The sequence below is a fragment of the Streptomyces sp. RG80 genome (assembly GCF_040446465.1).
Lineage (GTDB): Bacteria > Actinomycetota > Actinomycetes > Streptomycetales > Streptomycetaceae > Streptomyces.
This window is the reverse complement of record NZ_JBEAAJ010000002.1, coordinates 261,824-277,586: the sequence shown is the minus strand read 5'-3', so window position 1 is coordinate 277,586 and position 15,763 is coordinate 261,824. Positions and strand designations below refer to the sequence as shown.

At 71.5% G+C, this 15,763-nt stretch carries 16 protein-coding genes; 7 read left to right on the top strand and 9 right to left on the bottom strand.

What is annotated here, in order from left to right:
* Nucleotides 1-85: 85 nt before the first annotated feature.
* On the top strand, nt 86-1,234 hold the full coding sequence (locus tag ABKA17_RS07255; protein ID WP_353691044.1) for a thiolase family protein: 1,149 nt from the start codon (nt 86-88) through the stop codon (nt 1,232-1,234).
* On the opposite strand, the gene ABKA17_RS07250 is transcribed toward ABKA17_RS07255, so the two are convergent.
* The 3 genes from ABKA17_RS07250 to ABKA17_RS07240 are packed head-to-tail and all read right to left on the bottom strand — an operon-like array spanning nt 1,227 to nt 3,800.
* Nucleotides 1,227-2,261, bottom strand: coding sequence for an NAD(P)H-dependent amine dehydrogenase family protein (locus ABKA17_RS07250; protein WP_353691043.1), 1,035 nt, complete (start codon nt 2,259-2,261; stop codon nt 1,227-1,229). The two genes, ABKA17_RS07255 and ABKA17_RS07250, sit on opposite strands and share 8 nt — an antisense overlap.
* Nucleotides 2,258-3,082 carry an acyl-CoA thioesterase gene (locus ABKA17_RS07245; protein WP_353691042.1) on the bottom strand — a complete coding sequence of 275 codons (825 nt, stop codon included), beginning with the start codon at nt 3,080-3,082 and terminating at the stop codon, nt 2,258-2,260. The genes ABKA17_RS07250 and ABKA17_RS07245 overlap by 4 nt, the downstream gene beginning before the upstream one ends.
* Nucleotides 3,083-3,131: 49 nt before the next feature.
* On the bottom strand, nt 3,132-3,800 hold the full coding sequence (locus ABKA17_RS07240; RefSeq protein WP_353691041.1) for a TetR/AcrR family transcriptional regulator: 669 nt from the start codon (nt 3,798-3,800) through the stop codon (nt 3,132-3,134).
* Between the two features lie 143 nt (nt 3,801-3,943).
* On the opposite strand from ABKA17_RS07240, the gene ABKA17_RS07235 reads away from it, so the two are divergent.
* Genes ABKA17_RS07235 through ABKA17_RS07225 form a run of 3 tightly spaced genes read left to right on the top strand, consistent with a single transcriptional unit; the run spans nt 3,944 to nt 6,894 of the window.
* Nucleotides 3,944-4,942: an acyl-CoA dehydrogenase family protein gene (locus ABKA17_RS07235; protein ID WP_353691040.1), complete on the top strand. Its 999-nt coding sequence runs from the start codon at nt 3,944-3,946 to the stop codon at nt 4,940-4,942.
* Entirely contained in the window at nt 4,926-6,101 is a 1,176-nt protein-coding gene (locus tag ABKA17_RS07230; protein ID WP_353691039.1) for an acyl-CoA dehydrogenase family protein, read from the top strand. Before ABKA17_RS07235 ends, ABKA17_RS07230 begins: the two co-directional genes overlap by 17 nt.
* Before the next feature lie 10 nt (nt 6,102-6,111).
* Nucleotides 6,112-6,894: an enoyl-CoA hydratase gene (locus ABKA17_RS07225; RefSeq protein WP_353691038.1), complete on the top strand. Its 783-nt coding sequence runs from the start codon at nt 6,112-6,114 to the stop codon at nt 6,892-6,894.
* 61 nt (nt 6,895-6,955) lie between these two features.
* Here the strand turns inward: ABKA17_RS07225 and ABKA17_RS07220 are convergent, their stop codons facing one another.
* From ABKA17_RS07220 to ABKA17_RS07195, 6 genes are all read right to left on the bottom strand, one after another.
* Nucleotides 6,956-7,261 carry a hypothetical protein gene (locus ABKA17_RS07220; protein ID WP_353691037.1) on the bottom strand — a complete coding sequence of 102 codons (306 nt, stop codon included), beginning with the start codon at nt 7,259-7,261 and terminating at the stop codon, nt 6,956-6,958.
* Between the two features lie 17 nt (nt 7,262-7,278).
* Nucleotides 7,279-8,040 (bottom strand): acyl-CoA dehydrogenase family protein, encoded by a 762-nt coding sequence (locus ABKA17_RS07215; protein WP_353691036.1) that lies wholly within the window; start codon nt 8,038-8,040, stop codon nt 7,279-7,281.
* Nucleotides 8,041-8,043: 3 nt separating this feature from the next.
* Nucleotides 8,044-9,138, bottom strand: a complete 1,095-nt coding sequence (locus ABKA17_RS07210; RefSeq protein ID WP_353691035.1) for an acyl-CoA dehydrogenase family protein — start codon at nt 9,136-9,138, stop codon at nt 8,044-8,046.
* Complete coding sequence (locus ABKA17_RS07205; RefSeq protein WP_353691034.1) at nt 9,135-9,551, bottom strand: nuclear transport factor 2 family protein; 417 nt, start codon at nt 9,549-9,551, stop codon at nt 9,135-9,137. The genes ABKA17_RS07210 and ABKA17_RS07205 overlap by 4 nt, the downstream gene beginning before the upstream one ends.
* Nucleotides 9,541-10,086, bottom strand: coding sequence for a carboxymuconolactone decarboxylase family protein (locus ABKA17_RS07200; RefSeq protein WP_353691033.1), 546 nt, complete (start codon nt 10,084-10,086; stop codon nt 9,541-9,543). The genes ABKA17_RS07205 and ABKA17_RS07200 overlap by 11 nt, the downstream gene beginning before the upstream one ends.
* Nucleotides 10,087-10,170: 84 nt before the next feature.
* A complete protein-coding gene (locus tag ABKA17_RS07195) occupies nt 10,171-10,602 on the bottom strand; it encodes a pyridoxamine 5'-phosphate oxidase family protein (RefSeq protein ID WP_353691032.1) in 432 nt (143 codons plus the stop codon).
* A gap of 169 nt (nt 10,603-10,771) precedes the next feature.
* Between ABKA17_RS07195 and ABKA17_RS07190 the strand changes: the two genes are divergently transcribed.
* From ABKA17_RS07190 to ABKA17_RS07180, 3 genes are read left to right on the top strand one after another with little or no spacing between them, the layout of a single operon-like run.
* Entirely contained in the window at nt 10,772-12,226 is a 1,455-nt protein-coding gene (locus tag ABKA17_RS07190; RefSeq protein WP_353691031.1) for an aldehyde dehydrogenase family protein, read from the top strand.
* A 28-nt stretch (nt 12,227-12,254) separates the two neighbouring features.
* Complete coding sequence (locus tag ABKA17_RS07185; RefSeq protein WP_353691030.1) at nt 12,255-13,640, top strand: ABC transporter substrate-binding protein; 1,386 nt, start codon at nt 12,255-12,257, stop codon at nt 13,638-13,640.
* Between the two features lie 9 nt (nt 13,641-13,649).
* Entirely contained in the window at nt 13,650-15,761 is a 2,112-nt protein-coding gene (locus ABKA17_RS07180; RefSeq protein ID WP_353691029.1) for a branched-chain amino acid ABC transporter permease, read from the top strand.
* The last annotated feature ends 2 nt before the right edge of the window (nt 15,762-15,763 follow it).

The window sequence follows — 15,763 nt, the reverse complement described above, 5'->3', positions numbered from 1 at the left end:
CATGTTCTGGTTTTGCGAGAGTAACATTCTCATCCGAGCTCTCATCGCGTTCTCACCCAGTGTCCTGACCGAGTTGGAGGCGTCCATGTCCGAGGCAGTCATCGTGTCCGCCCAGCGCACCCCCGTCGGAACCGCGGTCAAGGGCACCTTGCGCGACACCACCGCCTTCGACCTGGCCCACCACATCGTCGGCGCCGCGGCGAAGGGGCTCGACCCGGACCGCGTCGACGACGTGGTCCTCGGCGAGGGCCTCTACGGCGGCGGTGTCATCGCCCGCCACGCAGCCCTGACCGCCGGGCTCACCTCGGTCCCCGGCGCGGCCTGCAACCGGCACTGCGCGGCGGGCCTGGAGGCCGTGGCGGGCGCGGCCGCGAGCATCCGGGCCGGCATGGACCACCTGGTCATCGCGGGAGGCGTCAACTCGGCCTCCACGGCGCCGAAGTCACGCTTCCGGATCGACGGCGAGTGGGCCGAACCCTGGATGCCGCCCACCCACCCCGACCGGCCGGACGCGCCCAACGCCGACATGTCGCTCTGCATCGGCTGGAACGTGGCCCAGCGGGCCGGCGTCTCCCGCGCCGACATGGACGCCTGGGCGCTGCGCTCGCACCGCAACGCCGTGCGCGCCATCGACGAGGGCCGCTTCGACGCCGAGATCGTCCCCGTCGACACCCCGCACGGCCTCTTCGCGGTCGACGAACACCCGCGCAGGGACACCTCGTTGCAGAAGCTCGCCGCGCTCAAGCCGCTGCACCCGGAGATCGAGGGGTTCAGCATCACCGCGGGCAACGCCTGCGGCGGCAACGACGGCGCGGCCGCCCTGGTCGTCGCGAGCGAGACGACGGCGTTCGCCGAGGGCCTGCCCGCCCTGGCCACCGTGCGGTCCTGGGCGTCCGTCGGCGTCGACCCCGCCGAGACCGGCCTCGCCCCGGTCGAGGCGATCCCGAAAGCCCTCTCCCGCACGGGCCTCACCCTCTCCGACGTCGACCTCTTCGAGATCAACGAGGCCTTCGCCTCGGTGACCGTCGCCGCCGTCCGCCTCCTCGACCTCGACCCGGAGACGGTCAACGTCAACGGCAGCGGCTGCTCCCTCGGCCATCCCGTCGCCGCGACCGGCGCCCGCATGCTGGTCACCCTCGTCCACGAACTGCGGCGGCGCGGCGGCGGGATCGGCGTGGCGTCGATGTGCGCGGGCGGCGGGATGGGCTCGGCGATGGTCGTGGAAGTCAGCTGAGGGTCGCCGTGATCTGCGGCAGCTCCACGGTCGTCCGGATCCCGGGCTCCGCCGCGCACACGAACGGCACCGCGTTGACCGCCCGGTTGGCGGTGTACGACGGTGAGATCTCCGCCATCCGCTCCAGCGGCACCGGCAGCCGGACGCTCACGTCGAGCGGCGCGTCGCCGTCGACCGTGACGTGCCAGCCGGTGTCGTGGAGGTCCCAGTCCGGTTCGAGGTCGGTCGTGCAGTACCAGGTCGCCCGGAAGCGCATGAGCGGACGGCCCGCGCGCGTCCCGGTCACCGTCAGACGCTGCGCGGCCACCGTCCCCGGCGCCAACTCGCCCGCGGCGATGCGGACCCGGTGCCGCGCGGTCGCCAACTCCCCGCTCGCCTCCAGGGAGTCCAGCGGCAGCGACAGCGCGTCGGCGACCAGTCGCAGCGACGGTCCGAAGCTGGTCCGGGCCCGGGAGAGCCGTTCCTCGGCGAACTCGGCGGGCGCGACACCGAACCCCATCACCCCGAACAGCAGCTCGGGCGAGGGCCGTCGGGACAGATCGGCGTACTCGTCGACGGCCACCCGCTCGACGCGCCGCGCGATCGACGTCAGTACGAGGGGTACGGCCTCGGTGATGAACCCGGGGCTGCTGCCCGTGCTGTGGATCGAGGTGCCGCCCCGCTCGCAGGCGGCCTCCACCCGCTCGCGTACGACGCGATGCATGCTCCCCGGATGATGGAACTCCCCGCGCGTGGTGACGATGTTCGCGCCCGACTCCAGCAGCCGGCACACCTCGTCCAGGTCGCAGGTGAGCGGCATGTAGAGCACACAGTCCGCTCCGAGGCCCACGACGCGCTCGACGTCCCGCGTCGCGCGCACGCCCGTCGAGGCGCCGAGCCCGCACAGCTCACCCGCGTCCAGCCCGTCCTTGCCGGGCGCGTGCACATGGACTCCGGCCAGTTCCAGCGAGGGATGCTCGATGACGCCCCGCAGCGAGCGGGTGCCGATGGTGCCGGTGGCCCACTGCACGACCCGGTACGGCCTCACACCGCCTCCCGGGCGAAGCGCAGCAGGGCCTCCTGGGCGTAGGAGGCGACCAGTGAGCCGTCCTCGGTGAACACGTCCCCCCGGCCGAAGCAGCGGCCGTGGGCCAGGAGCGGGCTGTGCTGGCGCAGCAGGAGCCAGTCGTCGGCGCGGAAGGGACGGTGGAACCACACCGTGTGCGAGGTGACGGCGGAGGTGAACGCCTGTTGAGCGTCACGCTGCCCGACCCCTTTCAGCGGTCGCAGCGCGGTCCCGATGAGGGTCAGGTCCGTGGTGTACGCCGTGAGCGCGGGCGCCAGTTCGGGGTCCGCGGTCGGGGTGCGCCACCAGAGGTCGAACTCGGGCGGCCCCGCGTCGGGGGAGTCCAGGTCGGTGGTGGCACGGGTCTCCCAGGGGAGGGGATGCAGCCCGACGCGGTGTTCGGGACCGAGCAGGGCCGGGACGGGCTCCGTGGTCTGGTGGGCCGGTCCGTCCTCGGCGGCGTGGAGGGAGACGCCGGCGGTGGCGACCACGCCGTGGGCCTGCCGGGCCACGACCGTCAGCGTGGCGAACGTACCGCCCTCGTGGTGGTGCTCCACCTCGTAGCGGACGGGCTCCTCGGGCCGTCCCGCCCGCGGGAACAGCGTGTGCAGCGACTTGACGTCGTTGTCCGGGCGGCTGAGCAGCGCCGCCCGGACGGACTGGGCGAGCAACTGGCCGCCGAACAGCCGGTGGTAGCCCAGTCGCTGGTTCCGGGCCTCGTAGACCGAGCCGTCACCCGTGACCGGGCGCAGGTCGAGGCAGGAGAGCAGGTCGTCCCAGAGTTCGCTCGTGGCAAGGGGCATGCCAGCGAGCGTAAGGGAGATTTCTTGGGTTGAGAATGGGGTTCTCCGACTAGCTCAGGGTGAACCCCTTCGCGCAGAAGTCCCAGATCTCGTCGGCGGTGATCGGGTGGGAGCCCGCCTGGCCGCTGGACTGCGCGTTGAACATGACGGTCTGCATGGTCAGGGCGGCCACCCGGCGCGGCTTGAAGCCCGGACGCAGCAGGCCCGCCTCCTCGAGGTCCGTCATCAGCTCGGTGAGGAGCGCGAGGAGCGGCGCGTTCGCGATCCGCATCTCGTTGGGGTGCGAGACCAGCAGACGCAGCGCGAAGTCGGTGAAGAGCGGGCGCTGGGCGGCCGGGTCGGGGCAGGAGTTCTCGAACAGGGTCTGCACCGCGACCTTGAGCCGGTCCAGCGGGTTCGACTGCTCGACCGCGGCGGTGCGCAGCTGCTCCGCCGACTTGCTCATGGCGTCCTCGAACAGGGCGAGCAGCAGTTCGTGCTTGCCGTCGAAGTGCTGGTAGAAGCTGCGCAGCGACTGCTTGGAGCGGTCGACGACCTCCTGCACGGTGAAGTCGGTGGTGCCCTTCTCGGCCATGATCGCCTGGGCCGCGTCGAGGAACCGCTCCACCCGCTGCTCGGCCCGGCGCTTCGCCGCCTGGGTGGAACGCTCTACCGCGCGCTGCTTCCAGGCAGGTTCTTCGGTGGGGGTGCTCACGGGCTGATCCGCCTTCTGTGCCATGGGAGAACTTTACTGGAGTGTAGCGACAACAGCCCTACGGCCTGACTGAACACCCCTTATCGCCTCTGTGAGACTCTTAATTTCTTTCAGTGAGAATGCTATTCTCGCGCCGATGTGCCGGGACACGGGCAGGGGAGGCCCCCATGCTGTTGGAGTTCGACGCCGAGCAGCGGCTGTGGCAGGACACCGTGCACAAGGCCGTACTGAAGGAGTGCCCACCTGCCCTGATCCGCCGTATCGCCGACGAGGGCGCCGACCCGGAACCGCTCTGGCAGGTCTACGCCGACCTGGGCTGGACCGAGCTGACCGATCCCGCGGACGCCGTCGAGCTGGCGATCGTGCTGGAGGAGCTGGGCCGCGCCACCGACCCGACGCCCTACCTGGCGACCATGACCCAGTACGCCCCGCTGGCACCCGACCACACCGAGCCGGGCCGGTCCGGCACCGCCGCCTACGGCGGGGTCGACGCCCGCGCCGAGGGCGGCGACTGGGTGCTCAGCGGCGTGGCCCGCCATGTGCTGGACGGGGACCGGGCCGAACGGCTCGCCGTGGTGACCCCGGGAGGCGTCTTCGTCGTCCCGGCCACCGAGGTGACCGCCCTACGGTCCACCGTCTTCGACCCCGTCCTGCACATCGCCGACGTCCTGTTCGACCGGGTACGCGTCCCCGCCCGCGACCGCAGCGCCACCGATCCCGAACGCGCCCGCCACCTCGCCCTCACCGGCATGGCCCTGACCATCGTCGGCGCCTGCCGACGCGCCCTGGACCTGGTGCTCGACCACGCCCGCACCCGGCACCAGTTCGGCGCGCCCATCGGCTCCTTCCAGGCCGTGCAGCACAAGGCGGCCGACATGCACGTGGCCGTCGAACGGGCCCGCGCGCTCGGCTACTTCGCGGCCCTGACCATCGCCGAGGACGACCCCCGGCGCCGGATCGCCGCCGCGATGGCCAAGGCGGCGGCGGGCGAGTGCCAGGCCCTGGTGTTCCGCAACGCCGTGCAGCTGTCCGGGGCGATGGGACACACCTGGGAGAACGACCTCCAGTTCGCGATCAAGCGGGCGAAGGCGGGCGAGCTGCTCCTCGGCGGCGCCGCCGAGCACCGGGCGCTGATAGCCGAGGAGTGCCATGCGACTGACCTTTGACACCGACGTCGAGGCCTTCCGCGCCGAGTTCGCGGCGTTCCTGGAGGCCCACCTCCCCAAGGAGGCGGAGGCCGGCGAACGGTCCCGCTCCACCGGCCACCTCCCCGACTGGGCCCGCCGCTGGCAGCGCCTCCAGTTCGACGAGGGCTGGCTGCTGCCGGGCAACCCGCCGGAGTACGGGGGCCGCGACGCCACCGTCATCCAGAGCTTCGTCCACATGGAGGAGCTCTCCCGGCGCCGTATCTTCCACAGCTTCAACCCGCAGGGCGTCGGCATCATCGCCGCCTCCCTGCTCACCTTCGGCACCGAGGAACAGAAGCGGCGCTGGGCGGTGCCCATCCTGCGCGCCGAGCTCACCGCCGCCCTCGGCATGAGCGAACCCGGCGCCGGCTCCGACCTCGCCTCCCTGCGCACCCGCGCCGAACCCAGGGGCGACCACTTCCTGGTCAACGGGCAGAAGGTGTGGACCTCCGGCGCCCATGACGCCGACGTCCTGCTCACCTTCGTCCGCACCGACCCGGACGCCCCCAAGCACAAGGGCATCAGCGTCCTGCTGATCCCCACCGACAGCCCCGGCCTCACCCGCCGCCCCTTCGCCTCCTACACCAACCCCGAGGACAAGGACTTCAACGAGGTCTTCTTCGAGGACGTGCGGGTCCCGGCGGAGAACCTCGTCGGCCCCCTCAACGAGGGCTGGCGGGTGGCCAATGGCTCACTCGGTCACGAGCGCACCCTGATGTGGGTCAGCGAGGCCGAGCGGCTCGGCGACATCGTGCGGGACTTCCGCCCCAGCGGCCCGCTGGAGAAGGACTGGTACGCCACCCTCGTCATGGACCTCCAGGCGCTCCGCCTGCTCGGCTCGGCCGCCCTGGCCCGCGCCGCCCGCGGCGAACAGGACGTACCGGCCCTGTCCGTGCTGAAGGTCTTCGGCTCGGAGGCTTCGCAGCGGGCCCTGGAGAAGGTCCTGGAGGCCGCCGGGCCCGACGGTCTGATCCACCCGGCGACCACGGCACCGGCCTACCACATGACCTACGACGACAACTACGCCAGTTGGTTCCACCGCTACGCCCGCAGCTTCGGCGCGACCATCGCCGGCGGTACGTCCGAGATCCAGCGCACCATCATCGCCGAGCGCGTGCTCGGCCTGCCCCGACGCTGAGGAGCCGTTCGTGCACATCCGCTACGAGGTCGAGGACCGCATCGCGACCCTCACCCTGAACCGCCCCGAGGTCGCCAACGCCCAGAACATGGCCCTCCTCGACGAACTCGACACCGCCTGGACGCGGGCCGCGCAGGACGAGGAGGTGAAGGTCATCGTGCTGCGCGCGGAGGGGAAGCACTTCTCCGCCGGGCACGACCTGAAGGACCGGTGGCCCGCGCCGAACGAGATCACCCTGGAATGGATCTACGGGGCGGAGACCCGCCGGTATCTCGAGTACACGCTGCGCTGGCGCAACGTCCCGAAGCCGTCGATCGCCGCGGTGCAGGGGCGCTGCATCGCCGGTGGGCTGATGCTCTGCTGGCCCTGCGATCTGATCGTCGCCGCGGAAGACGCGCTGTTCTCGGATCCGGTGGTGACGATGGGTATAGGCGGCGTCGAATACCACGGGCACACCTGGGAGTTGGGGCCGCGCAAGGCGAAGGAGATCCTCTTCACCGGGCGCCCGCTGACCGCGGAGGAGGCGGAGAAGGTCGGCATGGTCAACCGGGTCGTGCCACGCGAGGAGTTGGACGCCGAGACGCGCGAACTCGCCGAGCGCATCGCCAGGATGCCCGCGTTCGGCCTCCGCCAGGCCAAGCGAGCCGTGAACCAGACCCTGGACGTGCAGGGCTTCTACGCCGCCGTCCAGTCCGTCTTCGACGTGCATCAGACCGGGCACGGGAACGCGTTGAGCGTCAGTGGCTATCCGATCCTGGCGAAGCTGGACGAGATGAAGGAGAAGCTGAGGTAAGGAGGTTGTCCGCGGCACCGTAGTGGCTGGTCGCGCAGTTCCCCGCGCCCCTTCGGGGCGCTCAGGTCGCCGCGGGCAGGTACCGCGCAGCCACGTGTTCCGCCATCGTCCGCAGGTGCGCGTAGTAGGTCGCGCAGTAGTCGTCGCCGATCAGCGGCAGGGCCTTGTCCAGGGCCGCGATGCACCCCCAGAGGATCGCGACGCCCTCGTCGTCGAGTCCGCCGTGGAGTTCGCGCTGGACGAGACCGGCGACATCCGCGTCGAGCAGGATCAGCTCCACCCCCGCGATGTCCACGCCGCGGAAGCCGGAGGGGTAGGGCGCGAGCATGTGCTCATCCCACAGCGACGAGAGTTCCGGTGCGCTCATGCCCTGGATCTTCTCACCTACAGGTGCACCAGCCTCGGCGCCGCCCCCTCCGCCCGCAGCCGTGCCCCCGCCTCCCGCGTCAACTCCCGTGCGCTGCCGAGCAGTCCGTCCAGCACGAGGGCCCGGCGGACATGTCGGTGCAGGGGGTGTTCGGCGGTGAAGCCGATGCCGCCGAGGACCTGTTGGCAGTGCCGGGCGGCGGTGAGCGCGGCCTCGCCCGCCGCCGCCTTCGCCAGGAGTGAGCCGAAGGGATCCGTGGCCGCGGTCAGGGTGGCCTCCGCGCCCTCCAGGGCCACCAGGGTCTCCGCCAGCCGGTGCCGTACCGCCTGGAAGGCGGCGAGGGGGCGGCCGAACTGGACGCGGTCCAGGGCGTGCGCGCGGGCCAGGGCGAGCATGGCCCGGCCGGTGCCGACCAGCCACCAGCCGAGGGCGCGCTGCCCGGCGGCGAGGGGGAGCGGCTCACCCGACGGGACCGTGCGCAGGGGGAGTTCGGGGTCCAGGGTCGTCCCCGGGGCGGACGGTGACCACACGACCCACCTGCCGCCCGCGTAGGGCAACGCGGGTGTGCCGCCGCCCGTCACGTCGTTGAGCAGCGAGGCGTGCGCCCCCGTCTCGCCGAGGAGCCCGAAGACGGTCCGGATCGCCAACACCGGGTACTCCGCGTGCAGTTCCCGCCAGCCCAGTCCCACCAGCGCCTCTTCCAGCGCGGCCCCCGAGGGCGTCGTCGTCATCGTCTTGCGGAACGTCTCGGTGAGCAGCTCCAGTTCCGGCCCGTCCACGCCTCACTCCTTCCCGAGGTCCAGCAGACGGCGGGCGATGATGTTGCGCTGGATCTCGGCCGTACCGCCGTAGATCGTGGCCGCCCGTGAGTAGAGGTACTCGGACCGCCAGGGCGAGTCGGTCAGTTCGAGCACCCCTGGCAGCAGGTCGCGCGCGGTGTCGAGGAGCCGCTGTTCCGCCGTGGCCAGCAGCACCTTGTCCACCGAGGTCTCCGGGCCGAGCCGGGCGCCCGCGGCGAGGCGTCGCTGGGTCGCGTGGGAGCGGCAGCGGACGGTGTGCAGGGCGAGGTAGGCGGCGCCCAGCGCGGTGTCGTCCGGCTCCGGTGTCTCCTCGAGCAGCCGGTCCAGGCGTGTGTACAGGTGGGCCACGCGGTGCCAGAAGCACGTCGAGCGTTCGTGCGGAAGCAGGTCCATCGCGAGGCGCCAGCCGTCCCCGGGGCGGCCGAGCATCCGGTCGGCGGGGACGACGACGTCGTCGAGGAACACCTCGGCGAACTCGTCGACGCCGTGCATCGTGCGCAGCGGCCGGACCGTGATGCCGGGGGTGTCCATGTCGACGAAGAAGGCGGTGATGCCGTCGTGGCCCGGTGCCGTGCGGGTGAGGAGCACGCAGCGGGCCGCGTACTGGGCGAGGCTCGTCCAGACCTTCTGGCCGTTGACCCGCCAGGTCCCGTCGTCCTGCGGGACCGCCCGGGTGGTCAGGGACGCCAGGTCGCTGCCGGAGCCCGGTTCGGAGAAGCCCTGGCACCACTGCTCGCGGCCGCTGAGGAGCAACGGGACCATTTCGGCGGCCAGTTCGGGGGGAGCGTAGGAGATCATCGTGGGGACGAGGACCTCGACCATCGAGTAGATGCCGGGCTCGGCCAGGCCGCGGGTGGCGACCTCCTCGCCGAGGACGGCCCGCAGGACGGCCGGCCCGCCGAGCCCCCTCACCTCGGCGGGCCAGCCGTGGCGCATCCAGCCCGCGTCGAAGAGGGCCCGGCGGACCCGCGCCAACTGGGCCACCTGCGCGTCGAGGGAGTGGTCGGGGCCGGGGGAGAGGTCGTGCGCGTCGAGCCAGTCCTGGAGGGCGGAGCGGAACTCCGCGACCGGGTTCATACCGCGGGGCGCCCGAAGGCGTGCGGCCGGCCGGAGTCGTGGACGCCGTTGCGGCGGATGAACGTCATCGCGCGGGTCCGCAGCCGCCAGCCGTCCGCCGTGCGCGCGTAGGTGTCGTCGTAGTAGCCGATCCGCATGTCGTGCGTGGCGTGGTCGACGAAGCACAGCGGCTGTGTGCCCTTGGCCGTGTCGCCGTCCGACTCCTCGACGACCGGGGTCCCGGTCAGGAACAGTCCCTTGGGGGCGGCCGCGACCAGCGCGGGGAACTCCGCCAGCGGATAGGTGTCGCCGAAGGCGCTGTACGTGCCGTCGGGGGTGAAGACCGCGAGCAGTCCGTCGATGTCGCCCCGGGTGATGGTCACCGCGTAGCGGGCGAGGAGCTGCTGGATCTCCACGAGGTCGTCAGTGGTCATGACCGCTCCCTTCGGTGTCGGGCAGCACGCCGAACGTGTTGAAGGCCATCGCCATCACCGCGTACGCCCCGACCGTGAACACCAGGTCCATCCGCTGGCGTTCGTCGAGGTGCTCGCCGAGCGCGTCCCAGGTGGGCTCGGAGAGGGTGGAGCGGTCCTCCAGCTCGTCGACCGCGGCGAGGACCAGGCCGTCCAGCGGATCGTCCGCCTTGCCGCGGCCCGCCGCCTCGATCTCCGCCTCGGTCAGTCCCGCCTCGCGGGCCAGCTTCTGGTGGTGGGCCCACTCGTAGGCGCACTCCCGGCGCGCGGCCACCCGCAGGGTCGCCAGTTCGCGCACCCGGGCCGGCAGGGTCGAGCGGAACAGGACGTACACGCTGAAGGAGAGGAAGGCCTCCGTCAGGTCGGGATGGCGGGCCAGCCTCGACATCGCCGGTCCCGCGCCGTGCTCGTTGCGCAGCCTCCGGGGGAGCAGCGCGGACAGGGCTTCGCGCGTCCGGTCGTCCCACTCCTCGTCCGGCAGCGGGGGAAGGCGCATCCGTAACTCCCTTGAGCTAGGCGAGAATGGCATTCTCTCCATACGAACTGAAGGTTTCCATGGGGTCGGCGAGGGCGTCAACCGTCACGCGCGCAGCTTGGCGAAGTCCCAACTCACGATCGTCTCAGGGCGAAGCCGGAGCCAGGCGTGCCAGCCGTCGTACTGGAAGCCGCGCCCTTGCGCGTACTTCCGCGCGAACAGCCGCTCGGGCTCCGCGAGTTCGTCCGAGGTCTCGCCCCGACGCGGCACCTCGCCCACGATCTCGGCTCTTCCCAGCAGCTCCACGCCCCGAAGGCGCAGGAAGTCGAAGCCTCCGTCGTCCACGAGCACGCTGATGTCGGGGCGGTTGCCGATGTCAGCCCATCGTCGGCTTTTCGTCAGGGAGTTGAGCCACAATGCCGTCCCGTCCCAGACGAACCACAGCGCGCTCGCGTGCGGACGGCCAGCCGGCCCCGCCGTAGCGACCCGGCACACCGGCCGGGCGTACAGAAAGGCGTCCCGCTCGTCGTCCGTCATGGCGATCCTCGTGCCCCTGCGCTGACCGGGCATGATTCCTCCCGCTCTTCTATGAATGCCTAATTCTCGTGCACGAATGGTTGCTTCTCCTCTAGTGAGAAGCTACTTTCCACCGCAGGCGGGGCCGTGGCAAGCAGGACCCCGCGTCACCCGGAAGAGATGGGGAGCCGTGAGTCTTTTCCATGAGGACCGGCTGTTGATCGACGGTGAACTCGTCCATGCGGGCCGCGACTTCGAGACCGTCGATCCGTCCACCGGAAAGGTGCTGGGCACGGCCTCCGACGCGACGGACGACCAGGTCGAGGCGGCCGTCGGCGCGGCCCGCCGGGCGTTCGACACCACCGACTGGACACGCGACCGCGCACTGCGGCTGCGCTGTCTGCGCCAGCTGTACGCGGCACTGCTCAAGCACCGCGAGCCCCTGCGCGAACTGACCATCGCCGAGGTGGGCGCACCTCGCTCACTGACCCACGGCACCCAGCTCGACGAGCCGATCGAGCTGGTCAAGTGGTACGCCGACCTGCTGGAGCGCTACGAGTTCCGTGAGGAGCTCGTCCCGCAGGAGAGCCGCGGCCGCCGGCATCTGCGGTGGGTGGAGAAGGAGGCGGCGGGAGTGGTCGCGGCGATCCTGCCGTACAACTTCCCCAACCAGCTGGCCCTCGCCAAGCTCGCCCCCGCCCTCGCCGCCGGCTGCACGGTCGTCCTCAAGGGCGCCCCCGACACCCCGTGGACCACGCTCACCCTCGGCCGGATCATCGCCGAGGAGACCGACATCCCCGCCGGAGTGGTCAACGTCCTCACCTCGTCGCGGCCCGAGACCGGCGAGCGGCTCACCACCCACCCCGGCGTCGACATGATCAGCTTCACCGGGTCGACGCCGGTCGGCCGGGCCGTCATGGCGGCCGCCTCGGCCACCCTGAAGAAGGTCTTCCTGGAACTCGGCGGCAAGTCGGCGATGCTCGTGCTCGACGACGCCGACCTCACCCAGGCCGCGACGTTCGCCGCCTTCACCGTCTGCACCCACGCCGGCCAGGGCTGCGGCATCACCTCACGGCTCCTCGTCCCACGCGCCCGGCACGACGAGGCGGTCCAGCTGGTCGCCGCGATGCTCGGCCGGGTGCCCTACGGCGACCCCGCCGACCCGGCCACCCACATGGGCCCCCTGATCAGCGAACGGCAGCGGACCAAGGTGCACGGCCTGGTCGAGCGCGCCGTCGCCGCCGGCGCCCGCCTGGTCACCGGCGGCCGGCCCGCCGCACGCGAGGGCTTCTTCTACGAGCCCACACTCCTCGCCGACGTCGACCCGGGCTCCGAGATCGCCCGCGAGGAGATCTTCGGACCCGTCCTGGTGGTCATCCCCTACGACGACGAGGACCACGCGGTCCGGATCGCCAACGACTCGGTGTACGGCCTGTCCGGCGCGGTGATCGGCGCCGACGACGACCACGCCGTGGCGGTGGCCCGGCGGATCCGCAGCGGCAGTTTCAGCATCAACGGGGGCATGTTCTTCGGCCCCGACGCCCCGTTCGGCGGCTTCAAGCAGTCCGGCATCGGGCGGGAGATGGGTGTGGCGGGGCTGGAGGAGTTCCTCGAGCTCAAGACGTTCGGCGTGCCGGCGAAGTAGCCGGGAACGGCACCTTGGAGGCAACCCCGTGAGAGTCAAGGCAATCCCCGCCGCCCTGACGGCGGCCGTACTGCTCGCCGTCGCCGGATGCGGCGGCCACGACGACGCCGCCGAGTCCGACGGCGACGGCACCCCCACCAAGGCCGCGCAGCAGGCGGCCTCCGGCGACTTCGGCGACCTGAAGGGCGTCTGCGGCCCGGGCACGGCGAAGAGCGCGCCCGCCCAGGGCGTCACTGCCGACGAGATCAAGGTCGGTGTCTTCTCGGACGTCGGCTTCACCAAGAAGTCCGAGTTCTCGGACGCGGCGAAGGTCTTCACCTCCTGGTGCAACGAGGCCGGCGGCGTCAACGGCCGCAAGCTCGTCGCCACCACCCGCGACTCCAGGCTGATGGAGGTCCGCCAGCGGATGCTGGAGGCCTGCAAGGAGGACTTCGCCCTCGTCGGCGGCGGCGCGGCCCTGGACGCCCTCGGCGTCAAGGACCGGCTGGAGTGCACGCTGCCCGACTTCCCCGGCCAGGTCAGCCAGATCCAGAACAACGGCTCGGACCTTCAGCTCAACGCCACCGGCGGCGCCTCCTACAGCCGCTACCAGGGCTACTACGAGTGGCTCCTGAAGGAGGGCTACCCGGGCTCGGCCAAGGCCGTCGGCACCATCGGCGGCGACGCCCCCGTCACCAAGGTCATCAACGCCGAGGCACAGGAAGCCCTCCAGGCCGCCGGCGCGAAGATCGTCTACAAGGACCTCTACCCCACCCAGGGCGTCTCCGACTGGACCCCGTACGCCCAGGCCCTCAAGAGCAAGGGCGTCAAGGGCCTGATCTTCAACGGCGACATGGTCAGCCTGACCAAGCTGGAACAGGTCCTGACCGGTATGAACTACAAGCTCGACTGGATCGACGCCAACAACAACTCCTACGGCCCGGCCTTCCTCCAACTCGCGGGCAAGTCCCTCGACTTCCAGAACAACCTGGCCGACCTCAGCGGCGTGTACCCGCTGGAGAAGGCCGCCGACAACCCGGCCACCGAGCAGGTCGTCGAGCTGTTCAAGAGGTACGCCCCGAAGGCCCAGGTCACCCTGCCGGCCCTGCGCGGCTTCGCGGCCTGGGCGCTGTTCGCCAAGTCCGCCAAAAGCTGCGGCGACGCCCTGACCCGCCTTTGCGTCTACGAGGCCGCCCGCAAGGAGACCGCGTGGACGGGCGGCGGACTGCTCGCGCCGGTCGACCTGTCGAAGTCGGACGCCCCGCTGACCTGCTTCAACATCGAGAAGGCCACCTCGAAGGGCTGGGAGCCGGCCGATTTCGAGCCGAACCAGGGCGCCTACCGCTGCGACGCCCCCGCTTACAAGTTCAAGGGCGACTACGGCAAGCCCCTCACCCTCGCGGACGTCGGCAAGAGCATGAGCGACGTGAAGTGACGTGAGCTGATGGAACAGTTCCTCACCTTCGGGATCGTCGGCCTGAGCACCGCCGCCATCTACGCGGTGATCGGCAGCGGTCTGGTCCTCACCTACGTCACCACCGGCGTGTTCAACTTCGCGCACGGGGCGGCGGGTATGCTGGCGGCCTTCTGCTACTGGCAGTTCACCGTCGGCTGGGGCTGGCCGGTCCCGGTGGCCCTGGCCGCGGTGCTGCTGGTGCTCGCCCCGGGCTTCGGCCTCGCCGTGGAACGGGTCCTGATGCGGCCCGTGCAGCGCCTCGGCGAGGCCGAACGGCTGGTGATGACGGTGGCGCTGCTCAGCGGCGCCATCGCCGCCGCCCGCTGGATCTGGGACCCCGACGTCCCGCGCCCGCTGCGGGTGTTCTTCGCCGACCGCGACCCCTTCCACCTGGGACCTGCCACCGTCACCTGGCACCAGGCCCTCACCATGACCGTCGCCGTGGCGGTCGCGGCGGGCCTGTGGTTCCTGCTCAACCGCACCCGCACCGGCGCCGAGATGCGGGCCACGGTGGACGACCGCGCCCTGGTCCAGCTGACCGGCGCAGACCCGGTCCGGGCCAGCCGGGTCGCCTGGATACTGGGCACCCAACTCGCCGCGGTCGGCGGCATACTGATCGCCCCGACCGTCGCCCTCGACGCCTCCCAGCTCTCCCTGCTGATCGTCAGCGCCTACACCGCCGCCGTCTTCGGCCGGCTGCGGAGCCTGCCGCTGACCTTCGCCGGCGCGATCGTCGTCGGCTGCCTGGAGAGCTACCTCACCGGATACCTCCCGCAGAACGACTACCTCCCCGGCCTGCGCCTGGCGGCCCCCGCCCTGCTGCTCTTCCTGGCGCTGCTGGTCTTCCGCCACCCCCGGCTGCGCGGCCGCGACCGCCGACTGGTCCCGGTCCCCGCCCCCACCCCGCGCGGCACGGCCGTCTTCGCGCTGGCGACCGTCACGTTCGCCGTCGTCCTCGCCACCACCCTGGGCGACGCCGACCTCGTCACCTACGGCCCGATCTTCTCCCTCGGCATCGTCGCCCTCTCCTACGTCCCCCTCGCTGGGTACGCCGGCCAGATCTCCCTGTGCCAGCTGAGCATGGCCGGCATCGGCGCCGTCGTCTGGGGACACCTCGGCGCCCACGGCGAGCTGTGGGCGCTGGCGGCGGCGATCGCCGTGTCGGCGGCCGCCGGAGCCCTGATCGCGGTCCCCGCCCTCCGCTTCTCCGGCGTCTATCTCGCCCTGGGCACGGCGGCGTTCGCGGTCGTCCTCGACCGGTGGATCTTCACCCTGCCCGCCTTCGAGGTGCTGGGCGTGCGGATCGCCCTCTTCGACCAGGGCTCCGTGGAGATGACCGGCCCCCGTCTCCTCGGCCTACGACTGGACTCCGAGGCCGAGTTGATGATCCTGGCCGCGGTCTGCCTGGGCCTGGCCTCCCTCGGCGTCGCCCGGCTGCGCCGCAGCGGCTTCGGGCGCCGCCTGATCGCCCTCAGGGACAGCGAGGCGGCGTTCGCGACGCTCGGCGGCAACCTCCTCATCACGAAGGTCCTCGTCTTCGCACTGTCCGCGGGCATCGCCGGCCTCGGCGGCGCCCTCTACGGCATGCAGCAACGCTCCATCACCGCCGAGCAGTTCAACCTCGTCGCCGGCCTGCCCGTCTTCCTCGTCGCGGTCATCGGCGGACTCGGCGCGGTCGGCAACGGCCTCTTCGCCGGCACCGCCTTCATCGGCCCCAACCTGCTGATCGGCGTGGCCGCCTGGACCCAGAACATCGTCAGCGTCCTGCCCGCCCTGGCCGGCATGGGCCTCGGCCACAGCCCACAGGGCATCATCACCAGGTTCCGGCAGGACTGGGAGTCCCTCGGCCGCGACCGCGTCGCCCTGCCCGCGCTGCTCGCCGGACTCGCCCTCGGCTGGGTCCTCACACTGACCGACGTCGTCAACGGCTGGACGTTCCTGCTCGGTTCACTGGTCCTGGCGTACGCCCTGCGCGGATACGCGGCCGCCCGCCGGGCCCCGAGGACCGAGCCGGACGTCCCGGTCGAGTGGTGGGGCGTACGCCGTCCCTGGCGTCCCGAGGACGGGGAGGTGCTGGCCCGTGCCACTGCTGGAAGTTAGCG

What these genes read in the sequence shown, in the direction of transcription:
- ABKA17_RS07180 (WP_353691029.1), top strand. Translation starts at nt 13,650, where the DNA reads ATGGAACAGTTCCTCACCTTCGGGATCGTCGGCCTGAGCACCGCCGCC.
- ABKA17_RS07245 (WP_353691042.1), bottom strand. Translation starts at nt 3,082, where the DNA reads ATGCCCCTTGCCACGAGCGAACTCTGGGACGACCTGCTCTCCTGCCTC.
- ABKA17_RS07235 (WP_353691040.1), top strand. Translation starts at nt 3,944, where the DNA reads ATGCTGTTGGAGTTCGACGCCGAGCAGCGGCTGTGGCAGGACACCGTG.
- ABKA17_RS07230 (WP_353691039.1), top strand. Translation starts at nt 4,926, where the DNA reads ATGCGACTGACCTTTGACACCGACGTCGAGGCCTTCCGCGCCGAGTTC.
- ABKA17_RS07195 (WP_353691032.1), bottom strand. Translation starts at nt 10,602, where the DNA reads ATGACGGACGACGAGCGGGACGCCTTTCTGTACGCCCGGCCGGTGTGC.
- ABKA17_RS07220 (WP_353691037.1), bottom strand. Translation starts at nt 7,261, where the DNA reads ATGAGCGCACCGGAACTCTCGTCGCTGTGGGATGAGCACATGCTCGCG.
- ABKA17_RS07255 (WP_353691044.1), top strand. Translation starts at nt 86, where the DNA reads ATGTCCGAGGCAGTCATCGTGTCCGCCCAGCGCACCCCCGTCGGAACC.
- ABKA17_RS07200 (WP_353691033.1), bottom strand. Translation starts at nt 10,086, where the DNA reads ATGCGCCTTCCCCCGCTGCCGGACGAGGAGTGGGACGACCGGACGCGC.
- ABKA17_RS07205 (WP_353691034.1), bottom strand. Translation starts at nt 9,551, where the DNA reads ATGACCACTGACGACCTCGTGGAGATCCAGCAGCTCCTCGCCCGCTAC.
- ABKA17_RS07210 (WP_353691035.1), bottom strand. Translation starts at nt 9,138, where the DNA reads ATGAACCCGGTCGCGGAGTTCCGCTCCGCCCTCCAGGACTGGCTCGAC.
- ABKA17_RS07240 (WP_353691041.1), bottom strand. Translation starts at nt 3,800, where the DNA reads ATGGCACAGAAGGCGGATCAGCCCGTGAGCACCCCCACCGAAGAACCT.